Raw genomic sequence first — 7724 nt, forward strand, 5'->3', positions numbered from 1 at the left:
CATTTTCGCCTGTCTTTTCCATCTTTGTTTTCATTATTACCACGCCATGAAGATTAGAAACTTGTGCTGCTGACCAGCAGGCTCGTTTCGCGGGTTCATTCGTCCAAATTTCTTCCGTCACTGTAAATAATTTGGGGGGATTGTGAAAAAAATACCTTAAACGGACCAGATTCGGAAAAGCGAGGAAGTTGAGGGATTCGATCATGAAAAAGCAGAACAAGCTTAACCCCAAGCAGGCGCTGGCCTGGCTGCACAGACAACTGAAGGGTGTCTCGGATATCGAGGAGCGCAAGTTGAAAAAGGGCTTTGAGGAGATCGACATCATATACTTCAAAAGCATGTGCGATCCTGTCATGATCAATAACCATTTGATCAACCGGTTTTATGAGCTGGACGATGTGCCGCTATATCTGGAGTTCATCAGATCTTTCCCGAAAAGTCTGGAGCCTGACAGGGAAGAGGATATGCTGCGCAACATGCTGCGCGGAGCGGTCGCTATCTTCACCAGGGACAAGGTGCTGTTGTTTGACGCTGAGCTGGTGAATACGAGCAGCATTCAGCCGGCCAGTACGGAGAACGTCATTCAGGGCCCTGACGATTCGTTCACGGAGAACGTTGAGGTCAACCTCAATCTTATCCGCCATCGTTATCAGTCGGCCCATCTGAAGAGTGAATATATGACAGCGGGAAGAGCATCACAGACCCGGCTCATTATTTTGTACGATGATACGATCGTCGATAAGACCATTCTGGAAGAGGTAAAGAATCGGCTGTCCGATATCACATCGGATGTGATTCAATCCGCATCGGATATTGAAAGGTCAACGATGCATCCGCATTGGCGCCTGTTTCCCACGATGATGCTTAGCCAGCGGCCGGACCGAACCGTGCTGAACATTTCGCAGGGGAAGGTCGCCATTCTGGTGGATAATACGGGTTATTCGATATCGGTTCCCTCAATCTTTAATGATTTCTTTACGGCCATGGACGATAAAATTCAGCTGCCTCCCATCGGCTGGTTCCTCAAAGGCGTACGCTATATCGCCTTGTTCTTGACGGTGCTTCTTCCGGCTTTTTATGTGGCCTTTACGTCATATAACCCGGAGATTTTACGCATGCAGATCACATTGCTTATTGCCGGAAGCCGGGCGACGGTGCCGTATCCGTCTTTTTTCGAGGTGATTTTCATGCTGCTCGCCATGGAGTTTCTGACCGAAGCGAGCGTGCGACTGCCGAAGGCGATTGGTCCCACAGCCACGACGGTCGGCGGTCTTATTCTCGGAACAGCGGCCACGGAAGCGGGGCTGGTCAGCAATATTATGATCATCCTCGTATCCGCTGTGGCGATAACAAACTTCGTGATTCCATTCTCCATGATGAGCATGGGGATTCGGGTGAGCAAATATGTGTTTATTCTTCTCGCTTCCACCTTCGGGCTGGTCGGCATCGTGCTTGGCATGGTAGCTATGATCACCTATTTAACAAGCCTCCGCACCTTTGGCAAGCCATATCTGAAGATGTTCGCCATGGATTGGCGGAAAAAGGGGGATGAGCGGAGTGGTTAGGAACAAGTATTTCTACTACCTCTTCTTATTGAATGCATCGATCAATCTGATTAACTTTGTTCCCGGCATTATGCTGGATGACCGGTTTGATGGGGGCATGATGTCCATCCTGTTATCGATCCCGATCGGTGCAGGGCTGCTGTATCTATTTGCGAAGCTGATTGCCAAATTTCCGGGAGAAGGGCTGCCGGAAATTTTGTATTCCGCGCTGCCGGGATGGCTGGCGGCCCCGATGCTGATCGTAGCCGCCGCGGTCTGGTATTTCTCCAGTGTCATTACCCTGATCAGCTTTACCGATATTACGGATCGGTATATTAATCCGGACATTGCGACATACCTCATTCTGGGCGGATTCATTGTGGTCGTCGGATTGGCCGCCCGTCTTGATTCCGAGTCGATTCTATACGCGCTTGAGATGGTGCTGTACATGGCGGTTCCGCTCATTGTTTACATGTCCTGGCGCGCGCTCAGCAGCCCGTTTTTCAGCTATGACTCTGTTCGGCAGATTATCACCTATACCTGGAATCCGCCCAACTACCAGACGATGTCGGCGGCTACATACGTTTTTACCGGATACATCAACATGGTGGTGTTCAATCGGGTGTTTCATAAATTCAGAATGCGGCATATCATTCTGATCATTATGATGAGCATTGCGACATTGGCTGTATCGATGCTGGGGCCAATCGGGTTTCTCGGAACAATCGGTGCGGGAGAGCATGAGTATCCGGCGTTTGCAGCGATGGACTCGCTCAGAATCCGGTACTTCATTATCGAGCGAATGATTTATGTGTTCTACTTCGTGTACATGACGCTGTCTCTGCTCAACTCGATTGTCCACTGGCATGTCAGCAAGGAGCTGATCATTGGGGTGTTTGGGTTCAAGGGAAGCCCGTCGCCCAAGGGAGACAAGAAGAGGAGAAGGGCCGAATGGTGGATTATTGGGGTGTTCAGCTTGATCGTGCTAGTCATCTCAGGCGCAATTAACCAATACATGCTGAAGGATATGGCGATTGTGTTCGTTGATTCCCGGTTTGCCGGGGAATTCGTGCTGATTGGAACGCTGATATATGCCGCGGTCAAAAGAAAGAGGAGGAAGAAAGCATGAGACACTCCACATATCGTGTGATGATTTTGTTATGTGCGTTCATTCTGCTTCTGAGCGGCTGCGGATTCCGTGACATTGACCTCAGGTTATTTGTTGTTTCCATCGGTGTGGATGTGTCGGAGAAGGGGCCGAACGTGAACAGATATAGCTTCAAGATGGCCATTCCGACAGGTGATCCCAAGTCGGGGGAGGTCAAGTCGCTGACCGTTACCCAGGAATCCGAAAGCATTGCTGAAGCGATACGTCAGGTCAAGTCCAAGGTGGACAAGGAACTGGATTTCGGGCACTGCAGGGCGGTGCTGTACGGCGAAGCATATGCACGCCGAAGCATCCGCAGCATTCAAGACTGGACGGTTCGGCGCCGGGACATCCAGCTGCTGATGTTTCCGGCTGTGGCGATTCCGACGGCAGAAGCTGTGCTGAAAATCCAGCCGCCGACGGAGCGGGTCGCCGGCAACGCGCTTGTGCTGGCCATTAGCGAGGACGGGACCGAGTCCCCGTTCATTACGAGGACGTTTGCCTTTGATCTCAACCGCAAGATGAGGGAGATCGGCGAGGACCCGGTCATGCCGGTCATTACGACCGAGGGAAATGTGCTGAATATCGACCGCGCCGCACTGATGGACAAGGAGCGGGTCAAGCTGATCCTGAACCCCGAGGACACCAGACTCTATAATATGCTGGATCGCAGGGATATACGGACCAATCTCCGGACGAGGCGGGATGGCGAGATTCTGGAGATGAATGTGGAGCACTCGAAAGCGCGATACAAAATTATCGATGGTTCTGATGGACAAGGAGAGATCCGGTATACCATTCGGCTGTCCGGGACGCTGGAGGAGAAGCAAATGGAGGAGCAGATGACCCTGGAGGAGCTTAAGAAGATCGAGGAAGCTTTCAGCCAAGAACTGTCGAAAGACGTGACCCGGCTGCTGAAAAAAATACAGGAAACCGGGTTGGACCCGCTTGGCTTCGGTTTGCGTTATGCCGGAACGCACTGGAACAATGATACGGAAATGCAGGACTGGGAGCGGCTGTACCCGCAGATCAAGTTCACGGTGAAGGTGCGGACGAAAATCAAATCGAACTTCTTTAAGCGGTGACGGGAGGTCCTTCTGGCGAATGCGCTGAGAGATGGTAAAATAGAGAGGAGACATCCATCTTCATATAAGGGAGGTTCCACCAATGGAGTTCAGAAGATTAGGCGGAAGCGGGCTCAAGGTTAGCGAAATCAGCCTTGGCAGCTGGCTGACCTATGGCGGGTATGTAGAACGTGAAAATGCAGTCAAGTCGATTCAGACGGCGTACGGGCTTGGCGTTAATTTTTTTGATACGGCCAATGTCTATGCGCAGGGTGCTGCAGAAGTGGTCGTAGGAGAGACGCTGGGCGCGTTCCCGCGCGAGTCCTATGTGCTGGCAACCAAAGTGTTCGGAAATATGGGAGACGGCCCGAATGACCGCGGACTCTCCCGCAAGCATATCATGGAGCAGTGCCATGCCAGCCTTAAGCGCCTTGGTACGGATTACATCGATATTTATTACTGCCACCGATTCCATGAGGAGACTCCGCTCGAAGAAACGCTGCGGGCGCTTGACGATCTAGTGCGTCAAGGGAAGGTGCTGTATGTGGGTGTCAGCATGTGGACAGCTGCCCAGATGGAAGCTGCACTGGCCGTGGCTGACCGGTATTTGCTGGATCGCATCGTGGTGAATCAGCCGCTGTACAATATGTTCGAGCGGCAGATTGAAGAAGAGATTATTCCGCTAGGTGAACGTAAAGGGATTGGACAGGTGGTCTATTCACCGCTGGCCCAAGGGGTGTTGACTGGGAAATACGCCAGTCTCGAGGACGCTCCGGAGAACAGCAGGGCCTCCAAGCTTGGAACCGACAGGCTGAAGATCAGCCCGGAGCGTCTTGAGAAGGTACAGAAGCTCGGCGCAATAGCCCGAGAGCTTGATATCACGGTCGGCCAACTGGCACTTGCATGGATTCTGCGTCAGCCGAACGTAGCGAGCGCACTCATTGGAGCAAGTCGGCCGGAGCAGGTGGAAGAGAATGTGAAAGCTTCTGGCATCCCGCTGTCTGAAGCGACATTGACCGCTATTGAAGAGGTACTCCAAAGTTAGGGGGCTGTAATCCGGGAGCGATACATACCTTGTTTCGCCCGGTGTTCTTCGCGCGGTATAGCTCCTGGCCAGCTTGATCCAGCAATTCGATAGCTTGCCTGGCCATCATCGTATCGGGATGAACAGCCACGCCGACGGATACGGTAAGGTGAAGCTTCGTTCCGCTGTGCAGGAGAAAGGTATGCTTCTCCACGGCTTCCCGGATTCGCTCCGCAATCGCCGTCATCTCGATGGGGGTTGCTTCCGGAACGAGCACGGTGAATTCATCGCCGCCGCTTCGGGAAACTTCGTCAAATGAGCGGGCATGCTCCTTCATCACATTGCCAAGCTGTAGTAACACGGCATCTCCGGCCTCATGGCCGTAGGTGTCGTTTATTTTTTTGAAGTGATCAATGTCAACAATAATAAGGCCAAGCCGCTCGCCGAAATGCTGGGCTTCGAGAAACCGCTCCGAGAGCCGTTGCTCGAACTGCTTCAAATGGCTGAGATTTGTCATATCCCCAGGCGCCGCCGGGGTATTAATCTGCAGCAGAAGCTTGTTGGCTGCATGTGTATGTTCGGTCAGCAGGCAGAGCAATGCTGCGGCTATGATGGAGACTACCAGCTGCGTAATGAAGAATATAAACGCCCGATCATGGTCTGTCATGTTGGTCAGAATGACGAGCAAATGGATCACCATGCTGCCGGCATTCATGATTTGCATCTTGGTCATCCGGTCGAGCCGTGTCGTCGATATCCAGCCTGAGATGACGGCGATCAGCAGCATGCCGGAACCGATAATGACGGAGGAGATCGATACGCCGAATATGACCATCCGGCCGAAGCCGATAAGCAGCCCGGAAATGATGGCCGGAATCCAGCCGAAATAGATGGCTGCCACCATCATCACAAGATGTCGCAGATCAGCGGTAAGGTTCATATCAATAGGAAATGAATGAAGCATCATGATCTGGCCAATCAATCCAAATAAAATGCCCGCATAGATCTTCACTTTTAATGAGGGAGTATCCATGCTCAAGGCGTAGCGCTGCGTCAGCCATCCAGAGATATATAGGAAGGTGGCGAGTATACAAAAGTTGATTAACAGGCTGTTCAGCATTGGGAGTGAAGAGCTCCTTTCACATTTCCTTGAATAAATGTTGGAAATGAGGACGTTCCTCCCTATTTTAAGGATAAACGGGGCCAAACACCAGCAATTTATCGCCCTCAATTTACAAAAGGTGCGAAAATGCGAGCGTATTCTCCTACATCCACCATTCGATGCCCGTATAAAGGATCAGCCCGCTCATACTTGCGTACGCACTGAGGATGTGCTGCCTGGACTTCGGGTTCAATCTTCTTTCGACAAATGCTCGGAAAGCCAGCAGCACGGATACAGCAAGAATACAGTCATGGTGAGAAGATGTTCTCCTCTCCGAACCTGTGCCACCGATTCATGTGTTTGTACAGCCACCCATTCGTTTCACGGGGGAGGTTCAGTTTTTTCTTCAACCATAAGGAGCCGAACCAGAAGGCTATCGTATACAAAATGGTGCAGATCAGGAACATGAGCGTCTTCTCCTTTCCGCCTTACGTGTCCACTTAATCATGGAATTATATCTATATTATTCCATATATAAGCTCTCTTGGGGAATGGAATGTTGGATATTGATAAATCATATCTATCATATTGACCAAACTCGAAATAAGATTTATACTTATTCTAAAAATAAAATTAAAAGGGTGAATACCTTGAAATCCATAAACCTGACGACGCAGCGGCAGGCGGTATATGATGTAGTTCGGGAAGCGAACGACCATCCTACCGCTGCGGATATTATGAACCGACTGATGGAGAAGGGCTATAATCTGGCGTACGGTACGGTCTACAACTCCCTGCGCTACCTGACAGACAAACAGCTGATCAGAGAGCTGAAGCTTGGGGAAAGCGCCAGCCGCTATGATGCCAGAATGGATGATCATCAGCACATCATCTGTGAGGTATGCGGTAAAGTAGACGAAGTCATGACCGAGGTGCCCAAGGATTGGGCCGACACGGTAGCGGGTGAAACGCATTACGTCATTCATCATGCTCATGTTGTATTTGGGGGGGTATGTCCGGAATGTCAAACCAAACGGAAGAACTGATGGCAAGTATCGGAGCTGTGCTGCCGTTTCCAGACTGGAAAGTGGAGAATCGTTATACTGAGCCTGGCCTTGGCTTCTCGATCGGCGATGCTTGTCCGGTGTCCCTTCGAGCTGCACTGCTGAGCCGCTCACCCGGACGTGTACAGGATATGCTGATCACCTTGTCCGAGAATTGCTTTGAGGTCATGATGTTCAGAAAGTGGGAACCGGGGCTGCAAAATGCCTTGAACACAGGCATTCTCATCGCGGATATGACCGGCTGCCGGGATATTGTCGCTTTCCGGAAGGAAAGAGATATGCTGATTCCAGGAGAGGCCGGAGTGCCCGTGCTCTATCTGGTCAATGAGGAATTGATGGGCCGGGCAGGCGGCAGTCTGCTGAGCGAAGAGCTGATGGTGTGGCCAGCGCGCTCCAAGCAAACGATGCTGTATCAGGTGCAGCGCACGATTCGCCTGTTCTCCGGCGTAACCTTACGGTCCGAAGAAGGAGCCAAAGGGCTGGTGTTCAAAGACCTGATTGTCGACAGAGAGAAAATGACCCTGCACCAAGGACATACGCCGGTTCACCTGACAAAAACCGAATTCAGTTTGCTGATTCACCTGCTGGAGAGCGGCGGTGCTGTATGCACGCGCGAGGAGCTGATGAGCAAGATTTGGGATACGGATTTTATGGGCGGCAGCAATGTGGTGGACGTTCATGTCAAAAGTCTTCGCAAAAAGCTGAACGACCATGCGGGGGCGCCGCGATATATCGCAACAGTACGAGGAGTGGGTTACCGCCTGGCGGATTAATCCGCT

At 51.5% G+C, this 7724-nt stretch carries 7 protein-coding genes; 6 read left to right on the forward strand and 1 reads right to left on the reverse strand.

Features of this window, described 5'->3' with window-relative positions:
* Window positions 1–203: 203 nt before the first annotated feature.
* The 4 genes from CHH75_RS18650 to CHH75_RS18665 all read left to right on the forward strand — a co-directional run bounded on the left by CHH75_RS18650 (window position 204) and on the right by CHH75_RS18665 (window position 4800).
* On the forward strand, window positions 204–1565 hold the full coding sequence (locus CHH75_RS18650) for a spore germination protein (protein WP_095398891.1): 1362 nt from the start codon (window positions 204–206) through the stop codon (window positions 1563–1565).
* On the forward strand, window positions 1549–2673 hold the full coding sequence (locus CHH75_RS18655) for a GerAB/ArcD/ProY family transporter (protein WP_255223074.1): 1125 nt from the start codon (window positions 1549–1551) through the stop codon (window positions 2671–2673). The genes CHH75_RS18650 and CHH75_RS18655 overlap by 17 nt, the downstream gene beginning before the upstream one ends.
* The gene (locus CHH75_RS18660) at window positions 2670–3776 is read left to right on the forward strand and encodes a Ger(x)C family spore germination protein (RefSeq protein WP_095398893.1); all 1107 of its coding nucleotides are present in this window, start codon (window positions 2670–2672) and stop codon (window positions 3774–3776) included. The genes CHH75_RS18655 and CHH75_RS18660 overlap by 4 nt, the downstream gene beginning before the upstream one ends.
* Window positions 3777–3858: 82 nt before the next feature.
* Window positions 3859–4800, forward strand: coding sequence for an aldo/keto reductase family protein (locus CHH75_RS18665; RefSeq protein WP_095264994.1), 942 nt, complete (start codon window positions 3859–3861; stop codon window positions 4798–4800).
* On the opposite strand, the gene CHH75_RS18670 is transcribed toward CHH75_RS18665, so the two are convergent.
* A complete protein-coding gene (locus CHH75_RS18670) occupies window positions 4775–5899 on the reverse strand; it encodes a GGDEF domain-containing protein (protein WP_095264993.1) in 1125 nt (374 codons plus the stop codon). The genes CHH75_RS18665 and CHH75_RS18670 overlap by 26 nt on opposite strands.
* Window positions 5900–6531: 632 nt before the next feature.
* Between CHH75_RS18670 and CHH75_RS18680 the strand changes: the two genes are divergently transcribed.
* Both CHH75_RS18680 and CHH75_RS18685 read left to right on the forward strand, forming a co-directional pair.
* Window positions 6532–6927 carry a Fur family transcriptional regulator gene (locus tag CHH75_RS18680; RefSeq protein ID WP_095264991.1) on the forward strand — a complete coding sequence of 132 codons (396 nt, stop codon included), beginning with the start codon at window positions 6532–6534 and terminating at the stop codon, window positions 6925–6927.
* Window positions 6903–7718, forward strand: coding sequence for a winged helix-turn-helix domain-containing protein (locus CHH75_RS18685; protein WP_095264990.1), 816 nt, complete (start codon window positions 6903–6905; stop codon window positions 7716–7718). The genes CHH75_RS18680 and CHH75_RS18685 overlap by 25 nt, the downstream gene beginning before the upstream one ends.
* Window positions 7719–7724 lie beyond the last annotated feature (6 nt).

This window comes from Paenibacillus sp. 7541 (assembly GCF_002276395.1).
Classification (GTDB): Bacteria; Bacillota; Bacilli; order Paenibacillales; family Paenibacillaceae; genus Paenibacillus_AQ; species Paenibacillus_AQ campinasensis.